We start from the raw sequence: 16,634 nt of genomic DNA, 5'->3' as shown, positions 1-16,634 counted from the left end.
GCAACCAAAAGGCGCATCCGTCAGGGGGGACGGCGTGCGACCCCCGCACTCGTGCGATTAGGTCCCAAATGTCGCCACAGCCGCCGCGACGGTGGCGACAGCGGCTAGCAGTTGTGCCACCAATACGCGTTTGGCCCAAGGCGCGGGTAGGGGGCGGCCCATCTGCATGCGGACAAATGCAGGCAGGGCCAGCGCGGTCAGTGTCACCACCCCGGCCAGCTTCAGGTGCCAGCTTCCGCCAAGGGCCATCGTGCCGCCATAGCGCCCAAGCCAGAGGCTCAGACCGGTGAGCCACAGCACCGCGATGGCGGCGATGCCAACCTGCGCGATGACGCGGATCGCGGCCCGCAGATACGGTGCTGTTGCCGGATCGCGCCCGGCGCGGGTCATAAGGATCAGGGCCGCTGTGCCACCGCCAATGGCGACGGAAAAGCCCAAGTAATGCAGCACGGTCAGAAGCATGGTCTTGCCTTCAGGTCAGGCCCAGATCCCCGGGGCCAAGGTGAAACGCCTTGCCGAATCCGCCATTGAGAGCTGCCGAATGCACCCTGAATTGCAGAAACGAAAAATCGCTGAAATCGATATAAAGCTGCGCCTTGGGATGGGTGCCAAGGTAGTGCGCGCGCAGACGGATGTGCGCCGGATCGTCTCGCGGCACGAAACAGGCGGTGCAGGTCAGGGTAAGGCGCGGGTGGGTTAGCGGATCGCCGCGGGGGCCGGGTTCGCCCAACAGCAGGGAACAGCGCAGATCGGCCCGCAGCGCGACGGTATGCGCGGACAGCTCAGAGATCAGCGTCAGAGGCTGACCCTCTGGGGTGGTGCCCATGGCGACCCGTGTCACCTGCGGCACGCCGCTGGTGGGGTCCAGTACGGCCAGCGCGCCGGATCGCGCCGTGCCGATCAACCGCTGGGCCAGCGCACGGGCATCGTCGTCAGTGGGGCGGATCACAGAGGGGCTGGACATGGGCGGACCTTAGCGCCGGCCAGCGCCGATGCAACCACTGCTTACCCTTGCGCCGGTGCCGGATTTCTCCGAACCGCACCGGGAGACTCGGCATAATCTCAGGCGGTGGGCGTCCCGCGCGACTGACCCGTCCCATGCTGCCGCGTGCGTCTGATCCGGGCGAGGGCAGACAGCTTAAAACTCCAGCCAGAGCGCGGTCCTGGCCCCCAGTTTGTCATCCCCAACAAGACTGAGGATGGCGCTGCTTTCCAGCGATAGCCATGGCAGCAGTCGCACCACCAGCCCGGGCAGCAGCTTGGCATAGGGTGGATTGTCCGGGTAATCGCCGGTTTGCAATTGCAGCAACACCGTCGTACGCGGACTGATGGTCACGCCGGTGGTCAGGTCCAGTTTAACCGGCTGACCGGCGGTGTCGGCGCGCCATTCCACGCTGGCCTCGGCCCCGGCCCAAGCTGGCCCCCACGGGCTGTCAAAGCCCATGCCCCATGCAAGCGTCGGCCGCGCGATCCATTCCGTTTCAATGGTCTCAATGCCGTAATACGGCCCTTCTTGTTCATAGCGGCGCTGACCAAGCCCCAGTTGAACGGCAAAGCGATGGCGGCCGTCCTGCGATCCGATCGGCACCCGGACGAACACCACGCCGGACCACGTGTCCGGCCCCTCCTGCTGGCCGGTATCAAGGCCGACGGTCAGCCACGGGCGCAGCCCATATTCGGCATAGAGCGCGGTGTAGCTATAGAGTGGCGGCGTCGGGTCCAAGGCCAGCGCTTCGGGCTGAATCGCGGCCTCGGGGGTGGTGAGCTCATAGGCCAGCGAGGCAAATACGCCGCCTTGATCGCGCGGCCAAGCCCCGGCCAGCACCGCCGAGGCCGACAAGGCACCCGACAGCATGCCCCCCAGTCCTATCGAGCAGAGCCGAGCGGTCCGCATCCTGCCCTCCTTTCCGGACCAGCGGTATCTGGACCGGGGTTAAGACGGCGTTAACCACGGTGCAGGCATAGGCGAAGAGTGCAGGGCACGGTGCGGACAGGGCTTTACCGACAGCAGGGCAATGAGGATAGTCAGAGTAAGGAGGACGAGCCATGCAGATTACATCCCCATCAGCCAGTCAAACCGTCATCACCACGTTCGAGGTCACCCCGGGGACCTGTCAGGACTTGCTCGACGCGCTGCGCGATGCCTATGACAGCTTTATCTCGAAGCAGCCCGGTTTCATTGCGGCTGGACTGCACGTCAATGACGCCCAGACCCGGATTGCCAATTACAGCCAGTGGCAGCAACGAGAGGATTTTTTAGCAATGTTGCGCTCGACCGAGATGCGCAAACGCAACCGGGAACTCAATGCGTTGTGCCGCAGTTTCGAGCCGGTGATGTACGATGTGATTCACCAGATCGGCTGAGGAATAACGCCCATAAGTCTGCACGTCCGCCCGCGCAAACCGGGCCCTCCCGCCCCGCGCCGCCCTGTCGGACGCCGCGCGTTGGGCCGGGCGCGGCTTCGCCGCGCAGCGATCTGCTTGGTGGCGATGGGGCGCTGATACGGCGGGGGGGGCAGGCGGGACGGAAGGTGAAAACCGGTCCGACGCGCAGATTTGGGACTGCGCGCCGGTCAAGATTATTCCGCCGCGTCGAGATAGTCTGACAGCGGCGGGCAGGTGCATACGAGGTTGCGATCCCCATAAACGTTATCGACCCGGTTGACGGCTGGCCAATACTTGTCGACCCGGAAGGCCCCGGCCGGAAAGCATCCGGCTTCGCGGCTATAGGGGCGGTCCCAGTCGGCAATCAGGTCGGCTGTGGTATGGGGCGCGTTTTTCAACGGGTTGTTCTTGGCGTCGATCCGGCCTTCGGCGACCGCGTCGATCTCGGCCCGAATGGCCAGCATCGCCTCGCAGAATCGGTCCAATTCGGCTTTGGTTTCGGATTCGGTCGGCTCTACCATCAAGGTTCCCGAGACCGGCCAGCTCATGGTGGGCGCGTGGAACCCGTGGTCGATCAGGCGTTTGGCGATATCATCGACGGTGATATGAGCCGCCTCATCGAAGGGGCGGGCATCGAGGATGCATTCATGCGCGACGCGGCCATTTTTCCCTTTGTAGAGAATCGGATAGGCGTCCTCCAGCCGCTTGGCGATGTAGTTGGCGTTCAGGATCGCGACCTTGGTGGCTTGGGTCAGGCCCGCCCCGCCCATCATCAAGCAATAGGCCCAACTGATCGGCAGGATTGCTGCCGAGCCGAAGGGCGCGCCACTGACCGGCCCTTCGCGGCCGCCGGTTTCAGGGTGGCCGGGCAGATAGGGGGCCAGATGCGCCCGCACGCCGATCGGACCCATGCCGGGGCCGCCGCCGCCATGTGGGATGCAGAACGTCTTGTGCAGGTTCAGGTGGCTGACATCCGCGCCGATCTTGCCTGGCTGGCTGAGGCCAACCATCGCATTCAGGTTGGCCCCGTCGAGATAGACCTGCCCGCCATGGGCATGGGTGATTTCACAGACCTCGCGGACGGTTTCCTCGAACACGCCGTGCGTCGAGGGATAGGTGATCATGCAAGCGGCCAAACGGTCGCCCGCCGCTTCGGCCTTGGCGCGGAAATCGGCGACGTCGATATCGCCGTTGCGGGTGCAGGCCACGACCACCACCGACATGCCCGCCATCTGCGCCGAGGCCGGGTTGGTGCCGTGGGCGTTGACCGGGATCAGGCAGATCTTGCGGTCTTGGTCGCCTTGCGCGCGGTGATAGGCGGCAATGGTCAGAAGTCCGGCATATTCGCCCTGTGCGCCGGAATTGGGCTGCATCGACATGGCGTCATAACCGGTGATCTGACAAAGTGTCTTGCCCAAGTCATCCAACATCTGCCGGTAGCCAAGCACCTGATCATCAGGCACAAACGGATGGATGCGCGCGAATTCCGGCCAGCTGACCGGCATCATTTCGGCGGCAGAGTTCAGCTTCATCGTGCAAGAGCCCAGCGGGATCATCGCCCGGTCCAGTGCCAGATCGCGGTCCGACAGGCGGCGCATATAGCGCATCATCTCAGTCTCGGCCCGATTCATGTGAAACACTGGATGGGTCAGGTAGGTGCTGGTGCGCACCAGTGCGTCGGGAATGCGGTACTCATGCGTCGGCGCATCCTTGCGGTCGATGCCAAAGGCGCGCCAGACGGCTTCCAGCGTGTCGGGGCGGGTGCATTCGTCCAGCGTGATACCGACCCGGTCATTGCCGATCCGGCGCAGGTTGATGCCCTCGGCCAGCGCCGATTTCAGGATCACGCCCTGCATTTCGCCGACCTCGATGGTCACGGTGTCGAAATAGGCGGCGGGCGACACGGTGAAGCCGCCCGATTCCAGCCCGTCGACCAGCCGCACGGTCTTGCGGTGGATCCGCTGCGCAATGGCTTTCAGCCCGTCGGGGCCGTGGAAGACCGCATAGAACGACGCCATGACCGCGAGCAGTGCCTGCGCCGTGCAGACGTTGGAGGTCGCCTTTTCGCGGCGAATATGTTGTTCGCGGGTTTGCAGCGACAGCCGATAGGCGCGCTCGCCCCGGGCATCGACCGATACGCCGATGATCCGGCCCGGCAGGTTGCGCTTGTACGCGTCGCGGCAGGCCAGATAGGCGGCGTGCGGGCCGCCATATCCCAGCGGCACACCGAAGCGTTGGGTCGAGCCGACGGCAATGTCAGCCCCCATGGCGCCGGGTTCTTTCAGCAGGGTCAGTGCCATGGGATCGGCCACCAGAACGCCGATGGCCTTGGCCGCGTGCAACGCGGCGATCGGGTCGGTGAAATCGTGCAGGTCGCCATAGGTGCCGGGATACTGGAAGATCGCACCGAAGACGTCTTCGGGCACAAGGGTCTCGGGCGCGCCGATGATGATCTCAATGCCCAGCGGTGCGGCCCGGGTCTGCATCACTGCGATATTCTGGGGGTGACAGTTTTCGTCGACGAAAAACGCCGTGGCTTTGGATTTTGCCACCCGTTGCGCCATGGTCATCGCTTCGGCACAGGCGGTCGCCTCGTCCAGAAGGGACGCATTGGCGATGTCCAGTCCGGTCAAATCCGAGATCATGGTCTGATAGTTCAGCAGCGCCTCAAGACGGCCTTGGCTGATCTCCGGCTGATAGGGGGTGTAGGCGGTGTACCATGCCGGGTTTTCAAAGATATTGCGCTGAATCGCGGGCGGGGTGATCGTATCGTGATAACCCTGCCCGATGAGCGAGGTCAGTACCTTATTCTTGGACGCGACCCCGTGCATGTGCCGCAACAATTCGCTTTCGGATTTGGGTTTCCCGAACTCCAGCGGCTCGGTCTGGCGGATCGAGGCCGGTACGGTCTGGTCGATCAACTCGTCCAGAGACGCGACCCCCAGAACCTCCAGCATGGCCGTCATTTCCGCCGGAGAGGGGCCGATATGGCGGCGATTGGCGAAATCATAGGGCTGGTAGTCGGTGGGAACGAAGGGCATCGCTGGCAAGCTCCTGAGGCGGTAACGTCACGGGACGGACGCAGCCCGGAACGGGCCGGACTGCGCAGTTTGGACAAGGCGAAGACTTAGTCGACGAATTTTTTATAAGCGGCTTCGTCCATCATATCGTCCATTTGCGACGGGTCCGATGGCTTGATTTTAAAGAACCACGCGTCGCCTTGGGCGTCTTCGTTCACCAAGCCGGGATTTTCGACCAACGCTTCGTTGACTTCGACGATTTCGCCGTCAATCGGAGCCAAGATGTCTGAGGCGGCTTTGACCGACTCGATCACCACCACTTCGTCATCCTTGACCACTTCGGTGCCGACCGAGGGCAATTCGACAAACACCAGATCGCCCAGTTGGGTGGCGGCATGTTCGGTGATGCCGACAACGATCACGTCGTCTTCTTCGCGCAGCCATTCATGTTCTTCGGTAAATTTCATCTGTGTGGTCTCCGGGACTTAGCGTTTGTAGGTGGCGGGACGAAACGGCATTTTCGTGACAGTCGCAGGCAAGCGTTTGCCGCGCACGTCGCCGAAAATCAAGGTGCCGGGGCTGATGTGGTCCGTCGCGACATAGGCCATCGACATGGGCCCCTCGATTGACGGACCAAAGGCGCCGGACGTGACGGTTCCAATCGGGGTGTCGGAGTCGGGGCTGGCGTACAAAACGGTGCCGGGGCGCATCGGGGCGCGGCCTTCGGGGCGCAGGCCGATGCGGGTGCGGGCCGGGCTGCTTGCCAGTTCTGGCAGAATGCGGTCCGCGCCGGGGAAGCCGCCTTCTCGCGCGCCACCACTGCGGCGGACTTTCTGGACGGCCCAGCCGAGATCGGCCTCGGCCGGGGTGGTGGCGGTGTCCAGATCCGAACCATAGAGGCACAGACCGGCCTCTAGGCGCAGGGAATCCCGGGCACCCAGCCCGATGGCTTCGACTGCGTCCTCCGCAAGAAGCGCGCTGGCAAAGGCCTCGGCCTGATCGTCGGCCACCGAAATCTCATAGCCGTCTTCGCCGGTATAGCCGGATCGCGACACCCAAAGCGGGCCAAACGGGCTGTCGATCACCGCGACATCCATGAACCGCATGGTCGCGACGTCCGGTACGATCCGGGCCAGAACCGCCTCGGCGTCGGGGCCCTGAAGCGCCAGCAGTGCCCGGTCGGTCACGGGTGTGATCGTGCAACTGTCTGGCAGATGCGCTTGCAGATGGGCAAGGTCAGCCGCTTTACACGCGGCGTTCACCACCAAAAACAAATGGTCGCCGCGATTGGCGATCATCAGATCATCCTCAATGCCGCCTTCCGGGTTGGTGAACAGGCCATAGCGCTGACGTCCGGCGGAAAGACCGGCGATATCCGCTGGCACGAGCGTCTCTAATGATAAGGCGGCGTCCCGGAGGTCGCCGGATTTTGGGTGAATCAAAATCTGCCCCATATGGCTGACATCGAACAACCCGGCACGGGCGCGGCAATGCAGGTGTTCCTTCATGACCCCCAAAGGATACTGAACCGGCATGTCATATCCGGCAAACGGCACCATGCGGGCCCCCAGCTTCAGATGGAGGCCGTGAAGGGGTGTTTTAAGCAGATCGGGCATCGGTCCTCCGTGAATGCTGACCGGTGTGATAGTGCATTCGCCCGCGCAAGTGGCAAGGCCTTTGCCGTCTTTTCCTGTTCACTCTGGCCAGGAACAGCGCCGGTCTGCCCCGAAATCCGACGAAATCCCGGGCTGGTGGCGCGACAGAATGTCCGCATAGTGGGGCCGAAGCGCATCGCCATTGGCCCGGGAACCGTTGCCGCGCCGCATAACGCCGGTTCTGCACGGCATTTGCACAGTAAATATTGTGTTTCTGCGCCATAGCCAGTAACGCTTTGATGCCTCAAAGCTGGCTTTTCTCGAATTCCCCGATATACCCGGCTGATAACAGGCTTGCCCGCCAAAGTCGTCTCTTGGACATGAAGAGCGGACCGGCGGATCAGGCTGCAGACCAAGGACGACCATGACCGCATCAACTGATCTGGAAACCCACGCCGCCCGTCGTATTCTGGTCTTGGATGGGGCCATGGGGACGATGATCCAGCAACACAAACCCGATGAGGCGACCTATCGCGGCACGCGGTTCGTCAGCCACAATTCGGATGTGGGCGGCAACAACGAATTGCTGAGCCTCAGCCAGCCCGACATGATCCGCGACATTCATGCGGCGTTTCTGGACGCGGGCGCAGATATCCTGTCGACCAACACCTTCGGTGCAAATGCCATCAGCCAAGCTGATTATGGCATGCAGGATCTGGCCTATGAGATGAATGTCGCCTCGGCCGGGATCGCCCGCGAGGCGGCAGATGCCGTGGCCACGCCCGAACGCCCGATCTGGATCGCAGGCGGGATCGGCCCCACCAACCAGACCGCCAGCCTGTCACCAGATGTTAACGATCCCGGCAAGCGTGGCGTCACCTTTGATCAACTGGCCGATGCTTACGGCGAAGCGGCGCGCGGGTTGATCGATGGCGGCGTTGATATCCTGCTGGTCGAGACCATTTTCGATACCTTGAATGCCAAAGCGGCCATCTATGCCATAGAAAGCCTGCGCGATCAGGGCGTGGCGGTGCCGCCGATCATTATCTCAGGCACCATCACGGATCTGTCGGGGCGCACCCTGACCGGCCAGACGCCCGAGGCATTCTGGGCCTCCATGTCCCATGCCAAGCCGTTTGCCGTCGGCCTGAACTGTGCGCTGGGTGCTGCAGAAATGCGCCAGCATATCCGCACCCTGTCGGGCGTGGCTGACACCCGGATCTCTGCCTATCCGAATGCTGGCCTGCCCAATGACATGGGCGGTTATGACGAAACTCCACGTGAAACATCGGATCATCTGGCGGAATGGGCGGCGTCCGGGTTGGTTAACATTGTCGGCGGTTGCTGCGGCACCACGCCAGACCACATTCGCGCCATTGCCAAGGCGGTGGCGGACAAGGCTCCGCGTAAGGTGCCAGGCACGGTCGAGAAGATGCGCTTGTCGGGTCTTGAAATGTTCGAGGTCGCAGGGCCATCGACTGACAACCAAGACGAGAGCGCAGCATGAGCAGTATCGCAAATTTCATCAACATTGGCGAACGCACCAATGTGACCGGCTCGGCCCGGTTCAAGAAACTGATCATGGCGGGCGATTTCCCCGCCGCGCTCGAGGTCGCCCGGCAACAGGTCGAAAACGGCGCACAAATCCTTGACGTGAACATGGATGAAGGGCTTTTGGACAGTAAGGAGGCGATGGTCACCTTCCTGAATCTGATCGCGTCCGAGCCGGATATCAGCCGCGTGCCTGTGATGATCGACAGCTCGAAGTTCGAAGTGATCGAGGCCGGCCTGAAATGCGTGCAGGGCCGCAGTGTCGTGAATTCGATCTCGCTGAAAGAGGGCGAGGCACCGTTTCTAGAACAGGCCCGGGCGGTTCGCCGCTATGGCGCGGCGGTTGTGGTCATGGCGTTCGACGAGGGCGGGCAGGCCGAAACCGCGCAGCACAAGTTCGAGATCTGCAAACGGTCCTATGATCTGCTGACCCAGAAGGCCGGGATCGATCCGTGGGACATCATCTTTGACCCCAACATTTTCGCTGTCGCCACCGGCATCGAAGAACATAACGATTACGCGAATGCCTTTTTCGACGCCTGCCGCCTGATCAAGGCCGAGATGCCGCTCAGCCATATCTCCGGCGGCTTGTCGAACGTATCCTTCAGCTTCCGCGGCAACGATCCGGTGCGCGAGGCGATGCACTCGGCCTTCCTGTATCACGGAATCCGGGCCGGGTTGGACATGGCCATCGTCAATGCCGGTCAGATCACGGTCTACGACGACATCCCGGAAGAATTGCGTGAACGGGTCGAGGATGTGCTACTGAACCGCCGCCCCGACTCCACCGACCGGTTGCTGGAGATTGCGGATAAATACCGTGGGTCCGGCGAGGCGCAGAAAAAGGCCGACCCGAAATGGCGGGAAGCCCCGGTCAATGACCGGATCCGTCACGCGCTGGTGCATGGCATCACCGATTTCGTGGTGGCCGATACCGAAGAATGCCGTCAGGCCGCTAATAAGCCGCTTGATGTGATCGAAGGCCCGTTGATGGATGGGATGAGCGTCGTCGGCGATCTGTTCGGTGAAGGTAAGATGTTCCTACCGCAGGTGGTTAAATCCGCCCGGGTGATGAAAGCCGCCGTTGGCCACCTTATTCCGTTTATGGAAGAGGAAAAGAAACGCTCCGGCGATACCTCGGCCAAGGGCAAAATCCTGATGGCGACGGTCAAGGGCGACGTGCATGACATCGGCAAGAACATCGTCGGGGTTGTCTTACAGTGCAACAATTACGACGTGGTCGATCTGGGCGTCATGGTGCCCGCCGAGGATATCCTGAAGCGGGCGCGCGAAGAAAAGGCCGACATCATCGGCCTTTCCGGTCTCATCACCCCATCGCTGGACCGGATGGTTGATGTTGCGTCTGAAATGCGGCGTCAGGGCTTTTCGTTGCCGTTGTTGATTGGTGGGGCGACCACCTCGAAGAAACACACGGCACTGCGGATTGCGCCGGAATATGATCATGGCGTGGTCCATGTAGATGATGCGTCGAAGGCTGTGGGCGTGGTCTCAAAGCTGTTGTCGAAAACTCTGTCGCCTGACTTTCTTGAGGGCATCTTGACCGAGCAGGTCAAGCTGCGCGAGACGCGGGCTGCGGCGGGTGACCGGGCGACAACGCCTTTGGTCGATGCCCGTGCCAACGCCTTTGACGGCGGCTGGGACAGCTATCAACCGCCCGCTCCGAATGCGCCGGGCCAGACCGTGATTGATGACATGACGGTGAAGGACCTGATCCCCTTCATCGATTGGTCGCCGTTTTTCTGGACTTGGGAAATGCGCGCAACCTATCCCGGTATCCTGACCCATCCACAAATGGGCGAGGCGGCGCGGGATCTGCACAAAAACGCACTTGCGATGTTGGACAAGATCGCGAATGAAAATTGGTTTTCGCCGCGCGGCGTGGTCACCCATTGGCCCGCCAACAGTGACGGCGACGATGTGATCGTCTGGACCGATGAAACCCGCACGGTTGAATTGGCCCGCTTCCCGATGCTGCGACAGCAGGGCGGCAAGTCGGGGAACCGAGCTTCGATGTGTCTTGCGGATTTCGTAGCGCCCATCGGCACACCCGATTGGCTGGGCGGTTTTGCGGTGAATGTTGGCCCTGAAGTTCATGATCTTGCCGATGGGTTCAAGGCTGATGGCAATGATTACGACTCCATCATGGTGCAGGCTTTGGGCGATCGCTTGGCCGAGGCATTTGCCGAGGCGTTGCACCAGCGGGTGCGCCGCAACCTTTGGGGCTATGCCGTCGATGAGGCGCTGACCAATGACGATCTGATCTCTGAGAAATATGTTGGTATCCGCCCGGCGCCGGGGTATCCTGCCAGCCCGGATCATACTGAAAAGCGCACGCTTTTCGCCTTGCTCGATGCTGGGAAAACAGCCGGTCTTGAGTTGACGGAAAGCTGCGCCATGTGGCCGTCTTCGGCGGTGTCGGGATTGTACTTCGCCCATCCTGGGGCGGCCTATTTTGGCATTGGCCGAATCGGGGCCGATCAGGTCGCTGATTATGCCGTGCGTAAGGGCATGGACATTGCCGAGGTCGAGCAGTGGCTTGCCCCCAATCTCGGCTACACACCTGCCCGCAAGTAATCTGAACAACCGACCGCAGCGTCGTGATTTGCCCGGGACCGATGGGCTGAAGGAGACGGATAAGATGAGCAAGAAATCCTGGCTATTTACAAGTGAATCGGTTTCCGAGGGTCATCCGGACAAGGTCTGCGACAGGATCTCGGATTCAATTCTGGACGCTTTTCTGGCCGAAGAACCCGAGGCGCGGGTGGCGTGTGAAACCCTTGCCACCACCGACCATGTCACCATCGCTGGCGAGGTGCGCGGACCCAATTCCGTGATGCAACAGGTCGAAGAGATCGCCCGCGCCGCCATTCGTGACATCGGTTACGAGCAAAAGGGCTTTTCGTGGCGCAATTGTGCCGTGAACAATCTGCTGCACGAACAATCTGCGGACATCGCGCAGGGGGTTGATCAGGGCAACAAGGGCGAAGAGGGCGCGGGCGATCAGGGCATCATGTTCGGTTACGCCTGTAACGAGACCCCTGAATTGATGCCGGCGCCGATCCTGTTGGCCCACCGTATCCTGCGTCTGATGGCCGAAGACCGGAAGTCCGGGGTTCAGCCCGGCTTTGGGCCTGATGCGAAAAGCCAAGTTACCTTGCGCTACGAGGATGGTGCGCCGGTTGGCGTGGATACCGTGGTGGTGTCAACGCAGCATGGTGAAGAGTTCAGCACCGAAGAGGTGCGCGAGATGGTCCGCCCCTATGTGGCGCGGGTGCTGCCAGAAGGCTGGAGCGTTCCCGAGGCGCGTCTGATCGTCAATCCGACCGGCCGATTCGTGATTGGCGGACCGGATGGCGACGCGGGCCTGACGGGGCGCAAGATCATTGTCGATACCTATGGTGGCGCAGCACTTCATGGGGGCGGGGCGTTTTCCGGCAAAGATCCGACTAAGGTCGATCGCTCGGCGGCCTATGCCGCGCGCTATCTGGCGAAGAACGTGGTGGCGGCCGGTCTGGCCGACAAGTGCCAGATTCAGCTGGCCTATGCGATTGGGGTGCCAGAACCGGTAGCGATCTACGTGGATACGATGGGCACCGGGCGCGCTGACGAAGCAAAACTGTCCGAGACCTTGCGGGCGATGGTGCGTTTGACGCCGCGCGGCATCCGCGAGCATCTGCAACTTCTGCGCCCGATCTACACCCGCACGTCGGCTTATGGGCATTTTGGCCGGACCCCCGACGACGATGGCGGCTTCTCGTGGGAGAAGACCGATCTTGCCGACGATCTTGCCAATGCCTTTGGTCTTGAGCGGATGGTGGGCTGATCTTGGCGAAAAGGCACCTTCGGGTGCCTTTTTCTTTATCGGTGAAGGGATGTCCGGTGATTAGCCGATCACGGATTCGGCGATTTTCTGATCCATCCAGTCGAATTTCACGTCGATATGCTTGTCTTGATAGCTTTTTAGCTTTTTTGCCGCGCGGCCAAGGTAAAGCTTGATGCGGATATCCTCCAGCAGTTTGATCTTGTGCTTGGGGTTCTCGCGTCGCCACGCTGCCGTGCGCGGCAGAGTCTTGGACTCGATCTGTGGAAACTCGCGGGCCAGAAAGCCTAGGTATTCTTCTGCGTAGCTGATGATAAAAGGATTGTCGTGCCGGTTCCACGGTTTCGGGGGACCGGCAAAATGCAGCAGAAAAGGGTTGTAGCGGCTGACTTCGCGCTCGTGCAGCCACGCCCGGGCGCGCCAGTTGTAAAGTGGGCTAAGCGGCAGGATATCATCGGCAAAGGCCAGATTCATCGCGCCCTGATCCTGATCTCGGTGGATGGGCAGGTACTCGACGTTTTTCTGGGCGGCGATGACGAACCGTTCCAACCCGTTCATGGCGATGAATTCCTCGGGCTGGCAGACATAGACCCCGGCGTTGTAATATTCGCCGTTTTTGCCGCCCAGATCGCGCGCCTTGGCCCGGTCGGGACGTGTCGTCTCGTCTTCGTTCAACGCGCCGAGATTCAGGAATTCCGTGCAGGCGGACAGGGGGACCTTGACCGTGATCCCGTCGAACAACCGCTGCACGCCGGGACGTGCCAGATACGTGTCGGTGTCCATGTAGAACAGCGTCTGGTATTCGGCGACGAACGCGTTGGGCAGCACCCAGCGGAAATAGGTCGCGTTGGTGATCCAGTCCTTGACCATCGGCACATCGGGCAGGGCGGTGAAATCAATCTGACAGAACCGCACGGGCCCAGATTTGTGCCGTTCGGGCACATTCGAGATGTCCGGCATACAGATCATGATATCGAATTTGCCGTCAGGCTCGACCCGGCGGATGCGGTCGGCGGCGAATATTGCGAACGGAAGATGACCGTCGTCGCAGGCAAAGACAACTGCGTTGGGATGCTCTGGTCCGCGTGTCTGGCTCAGGATCTGCGTCATGGTGCCCCTCATCAAGGTTTGGCGGCACCTTTGGCAGTCTGCCCTGCCTGAGTCAACGCGCTGGGACCGGTCCGGCACCTATACCGGTGGTTCGGCTTGTCGGCTTAGGGGAAGGGTGCTAGCTGATTGGGCCAATCCACATTGCTGTCGGAGACTGAAGTGAACGATTATATTGTCAAGGATATTGCCCTTGCCGCCTATGGCCGCAAGGAACTCGACATAGCGGAAACGGAAATGCCCGGCCTGATGGCGGTGCGCGAAGAGTTTGGTTCTGCGAAACCGCTGAGCGGCGCGCGCATCGCGGGATCGCTTCACATGACCATCCAGACGGCGGTGTTGATCGAGACCCTGACCGCACTTGGTGCGGATGTGCGGTGGGCCTCTTGCAACATCTTCTCAACCCAAGATCACGCCGCTGCCGCCATCGCGGCCGGGGGCACGCCGGTATTCGCGATCAAGGGCGAGACTTTGGAAGAGTACTGGGATTACGCCGACCGCATTTTCGATTTCCCCGAAGGCGGCGCAAACATGATCTTGGATGATGGCGGCGATGCGACGCTTTATATCCTGATCGGTGCGCGGGTTGAGGAAGGCGAAGAGAACCTGATCGCGGTGCCCACATCCGAGGAAGAAGTGGCCCTATTCGCGCAAATTCGCAAGCGCATGGCGAAAAGCCCGGGCTGGTTCGTCAAGCAACGCGATATGATCCAAGGTGTGACCGAAGAAACCACCACGGGTGTACATCGCCTCTATCAGATGATGGAAAAAGGCCACCTGCCGTTCCCGGCGATCAACGTCAATGACAGCGTGACCAAGTCGAAATTCGACAACAAGTACGGCTGCAAAGAATCCTTGGTCGACGGTATTCGCCGGGCCACGGACACGATGATGGCCGGCAAGGTCGCTGTCGTTTGCGGGTATGGCGACGTTGGCAAAGGCTCGTCTGCATCGCTGCGCGGGGCCGGTGCCCGGGTCAAGGTGACCGAAGTGGATCCGATCTGCGCGCTTCAAGCGGCGATGGACGGGTTTGAGGTGGTGACGCTGGAAGATGTCGTGGCGACCGCGGACATCTTCATCACCACCACCGGCAACAAGGATGTCATCCGCATCGAGCATATGCGCGAGATGAAGGACATGGCCATCGTCGGCAATATCGGCCATTTCGACAATGAAATTCAGGTGGCGGCCCTGAAGAACCACAAGTGGACCAACATCAAAGAGCAGGTGGACATGATCGAGATGCCGTCCGGCAGCCGACTGATCCTGCTGTCCGAAGGGCGTCTGCTGAACCTTGGCAATGCCACCGGCCACCCGTCCTTCGTGATGAGCGCATCGTTCACCAACCAAGTGTTGGCCCAGATCGAAATTTGGACGAAGGGCGACCAGTATAAGAACGAAGTCTACGTTCTGCCGAAGCATCTGGATGAAAAGGTCGCCCGTCTGCATCTGGCCAAGGTCGGGGCAAAGCTGAGCGTGCTGTCGGATGAGCAGGCCGCCTATATCGGCGTGTCGGCGGATGGCCCGTTCAAGCCGGAACACTACCGGTACTGAATAAAAAAGGGCGCGCCACACCGGCGCGCCCTTTTTTTCTGCTGCGATCAATCTTGCGGGATGCGCAACACTTGATCGGGATAGATTTTATCAGGGTTCGACAGCATCGGCTTATTGGCGTCAAAGATTTTCATATAGGCATTGGCGTTGCCCAAGGTTTTCTTGGCGATGCCAGATAAAGTGTCCCCAGAGACAACGGTATAGAACGTCGGCTCATCGCCCGGCGTTTCATCTTCGACGCTGGCGATGCCTTCGATATTGCCCATTGCAACGATGGCTTTTTCCTTGGTGGCTTGATCCTTCGGCGTGCCGTTGATTTTGACCTTGTCGCCATCAATCGTCACATCTAGCCCCTCGTCGAGACCCAGTTCTTTAAGCTCAGTTTTCAGGTCATCAGCCGACGGTGCCTCGGCCGCGGCCGCAGACCCAAGTTTCTTCCCTTTGCCTTTGAAAAAGCTGAATAGTCCCATAGAAATGACCTCCATTGTCCGGATGCGGCAGAGGGCCGCGTGATCCGCACTTTAGTGTTATCACCCATCACTTGTGTGACAAGCATCCCTCAACGATATACACGGCCAATCGTTCCTCGCGTTTCCGGAGATAGCTCATGACCTCGTCCAAACCTCAGATCGCCGGGATCGGCAATCCTCTCGTCGATGTACTTGCCTCGATCGATATGGAAGGGCCGTCGCGCCACGGCTTGACGGTGGGAGAGATGCATCTGGTCGACAGTGCGTCGGCAACCGCCCTTTACGCCGAAATCGGACCGGGTGTGCAGCAATCAGGTGGCTCTGTGGCCAATACCATTGCCCATATCGGCGATCTTGGACATGGCGGCAGCTTCCTTGGTATGGTGGCCGATGACGAACTGGGGGATCTGTTCCGCGCGGAAATGGCCCGCGTCGGCGTTTCTTGCCCGGTGGTGTCGCGCACCGATGGGGTTGGCACCGGCCGCTGCGTGGTCATGGTGACCCCGGATGGGGAACGCACCATGAGCACCTTCCTTGGCGCATGTGAATGCTTGGCGCCGTCGGATCTGCCCGACACCTTGCCGGCGGGTACGGCGATCCTCCTGGTTGAGGGCTATCATTGGGACGCGCCGCACGGTCCTGCCAACATTATCCGTGCCGCAGAATTGGCGCATGCGACAGGCGCGAAAGTGGCGATGACGCCGTCCGATGCCGCCTGTGTCGACCGCCAACGCGGGAACATGTTGGCCTTCGTCGAGGCGCATTGCGATATTTTGATCGGCAACGAGTCCGAGCTTTGTGCCCTCGCCGGCGCAGCGGACGCCGCGGCGGCGCTGGACTGGGCGATGACTCATGTGGATGTGGTGGCTTTAACCCGGAGCGAGCTGGGGGCGATGGTGTGCGATGGCGGGCCTGTGGTCGCGGTTCCGGCTGTTCCGGTGGACAAGGTCGTGGATAGCACCGGGGCAGGGGACGCCTTTGCTGCCGGGTTCCTCAGCGGGCTTGCGTTAGGGCAAACCGGCGAAGAGGCCGCCGGGAAAGGCGCCGCCCTTGCCGCACGGGTCATCTGCCACTTCGGGGCGCGTCAGGCCACAGTGGAGGCCTGATCCGG

At 61.2% G+C, this 16,634-nt stretch carries 12 protein-coding genes and 1 pseudogene; 5 read left to right on the top strand and 8 right to left on the bottom strand.

All coding sequences use genetic code 11. The features are described from left to right. Positions 1-57: 57 nt before the first annotated feature. The 3 genes from BV911_RS06105 to BV911_RS06095 all read right to left on the bottom strand — a co-directional run bounded on the left by BV911_RS06105 (position 58) and on the right by BV911_RS06095 (position 1,894). Positions 58-462 (bottom strand): hypothetical protein, encoded by a 405-nt coding sequence (locus BV911_RS06105; protein WP_086052711.1) that lies wholly within the window; start codon positions 460-462, stop codon positions 58-60. Between the two features lie 10 nt (positions 463-472). Further along, positions 473-964: a HugZ family protein gene (locus BV911_RS06100; protein ID WP_086052710.1), complete on the bottom strand. Its 492-nt coding sequence runs from the start codon at positions 962-964 to the stop codon at positions 473-475. Between the two features lie 174 nt (positions 965-1,138). Continuing rightward, a complete protein-coding gene (locus tag BV911_RS06095; RefSeq protein WP_139840043.1) occupies positions 1,139-1,894 on the bottom strand; it encodes a hypothetical protein in 756 nt (251 codons plus the stop codon). A 152-nt stretch (positions 1,895-2,046) separates the two neighbouring features. Here BV911_RS06095 and BV911_RS06090 point away from each other — a divergent pair, with 152 nt between their 5' ends. Further along, complete coding sequence (locus tag BV911_RS06090; protein WP_086052708.1) at positions 2,047-2,364, top strand: antibiotic biosynthesis monooxygenase; 318 nt, start codon at positions 2,047-2,049, stop codon at positions 2,362-2,364. A gap of 215 nt (positions 2,365-2,579) precedes the next feature. On the opposite strand, the gene gcvP is transcribed toward BV911_RS06090, so the two are convergent. From gcvP to gcvT, 3 genes are all read right to left on the bottom strand, one after another. Beyond that, complete coding sequence (gene gcvP, locus BV911_RS06085) at positions 2,580-5,426, bottom strand: aminomethyl-transferring glycine dehydrogenase (RefSeq protein WP_086052707.1); 2,847 nt, start codon at positions 5,424-5,426, stop codon at positions 2,580-2,582. A gap of 86 nt (positions 5,427-5,512) precedes the next feature. Further along, positions 5,513-5,872, bottom strand: coding sequence for a glycine cleavage system protein GcvH (gcvH, locus tag BV911_RS06080; RefSeq protein WP_086052706.1), 360 nt, complete (start codon positions 5,870-5,872; stop codon positions 5,513-5,515). 18 nt (positions 5,873-5,890) lie between these two features. Continuing rightward, entirely contained in the window at positions 5,891-7,021 is a 1,131-nt protein-coding gene (gene gcvT, locus BV911_RS06075) for a glycine cleavage system aminomethyltransferase GcvT (protein ID WP_086052705.1), read from the bottom strand. 403 nt (positions 7,022-7,424) lie between these two features. Here gcvT and metH point away from each other — a divergent pair. Together metH and metK are read left to right on the top strand one after the other, a co-directional pair. Beyond that, positions 7,425-11,146: pseudogene (metH, locus tag BV911_RS06065) on the top strand (methionine synthase). A 64-nt stretch (positions 11,147-11,210) separates the two neighbouring features. Continuing rightward, positions 11,211-12,395 carry a methionine adenosyltransferase gene (gene metK, locus BV911_RS06060; RefSeq protein WP_086052702.1) on the top strand — a complete coding sequence of 395 codons (1,185 nt, stop codon included), beginning with the start codon at positions 11,211-11,213 and terminating at the stop codon, positions 12,393-12,395. Positions 12,396-12,455: 60 nt separating this feature from the next. Here metK and BV911_RS06055 read toward each other — a convergent pair whose 3' ends face one another. After that, on the bottom strand, positions 12,456-13,502 hold the full coding sequence (locus BV911_RS06055; protein ID WP_168183995.1) for a glycosyltransferase: 1,047 nt from the start codon (positions 13,500-13,502) through the stop codon (positions 12,456-12,458). A gap of 159 nt (positions 13,503-13,661) precedes the next feature. Here BV911_RS06055 and ahcY point away from each other — a divergent pair, with 159 nt between their 5' ends. Next, positions 13,662-15,053, top strand: coding sequence for an adenosylhomocysteinase (gene ahcY, locus BV911_RS06050; RefSeq protein ID WP_086052780.1), 1,392 nt, complete (start codon positions 13,662-13,664; stop codon positions 15,051-15,053). A gap of 47 nt (positions 15,054-15,100) precedes the next feature. On the opposite strand, the gene lysM is transcribed toward ahcY, so the two are convergent. After that, positions 15,101-15,523, bottom strand: coding sequence for a peptidoglycan-binding protein LysM (gene lysM / locus BV911_RS06045; RefSeq protein ID WP_086052700.1), 423 nt, complete (start codon positions 15,521-15,523; stop codon positions 15,101-15,103). Between the two features lie 137 nt (positions 15,524-15,660). Between lysM and BV911_RS06040 the strand changes: the two genes are divergently transcribed. Next, entirely contained in the window at positions 15,661-16,629 is a 969-nt protein-coding gene (locus BV911_RS06040) for an adenosine kinase (RefSeq protein ID WP_086052699.1), read from the top strand. The last annotated feature ends 5 nt before the right edge of the window (positions 16,630-16,634 follow it).

This window comes from Pseudoruegeria sp. SK021, assembly GCF_002119405.1.
Taxonomy (GTDB): domain Bacteria; phylum Pseudomonadota; class Alphaproteobacteria; order Rhodobacterales; family Rhodobacteraceae; genus Meridianimarinicoccus.
This window is presented reverse-complemented; position numbering and strand designations above follow the sequence as displayed.

What these genes read in the sequence shown, in the direction of transcription:
- BV911_RS06105 (WP_086052711.1), bottom strand. Translation starts at nt 462, where the DNA reads ATGCTTCTGACCGTGCTGCATTACTTGGGCTTTTCCGTCGCCATTGGC.
- BV911_RS06100 (WP_086052710.1), bottom strand. Translation starts at nt 964, where the DNA reads ATGTCCAGCCCCTCTGTGATCCGCCCCACTGACGACGATGCCCGTGCG.
- BV911_RS06095 (WP_139840043.1), bottom strand. Translation starts at nt 1,894, where the DNA reads ATGCGGACCGCTCGGCTCTGCTCGATAGGACTGGGGGGCATGCTGTCG.
- BV911_RS06090 (WP_086052708.1), top strand. Translation starts at nt 2,047, where the DNA reads ATGCAGATTACATCCCCATCAGCCAGTCAAACCGTCATCACCACGTTC.
- gcvP (WP_086052707.1), bottom strand. Translation starts at nt 5,426, where the DNA reads ATGCCCTTCGTTCCCACCGACTACCAGCCCTATGATTTCGCCAATCGC.
- gcvH (WP_086052706.1), bottom strand. Translation starts at nt 5,872, where the DNA reads ATGAAATTTACCGAAGAACATGAATGGCTGCGCGAAGAAGACGACGTG.
- gcvT (WP_086052705.1), bottom strand. Translation starts at nt 7,021, where the DNA reads ATGCCCGATCTGCTTAAAACACCCCTTCACGGCCTCCATCTGAAGCTG.
- metK (WP_086052702.1), top strand. Translation starts at nt 11,211, where the DNA reads ATGAGCAAGAAATCCTGGCTATTTACAAGTGAATCGGTTTCCGAGGGT.
- BV911_RS06055 (WP_168183995.1), bottom strand. Translation starts at nt 13,502, where the DNA reads ATGACGCAGATCCTGAGCCAGACACGCGGACCAGAGCATCCCAACGCA.
- lysM (WP_086052700.1), bottom strand. Translation starts at nt 15,523, where the DNA reads ATGGGACTATTCAGCTTTTTCAAAGGCAAAGGGAAGAAACTTGGGTCT.
- BV911_RS06040 (WP_086052699.1), top strand. Translation starts at nt 15,661, where the DNA reads ATGACCTCGTCCAAACCTCAGATCGCCGGGATCGGCAATCCTCTCGTC.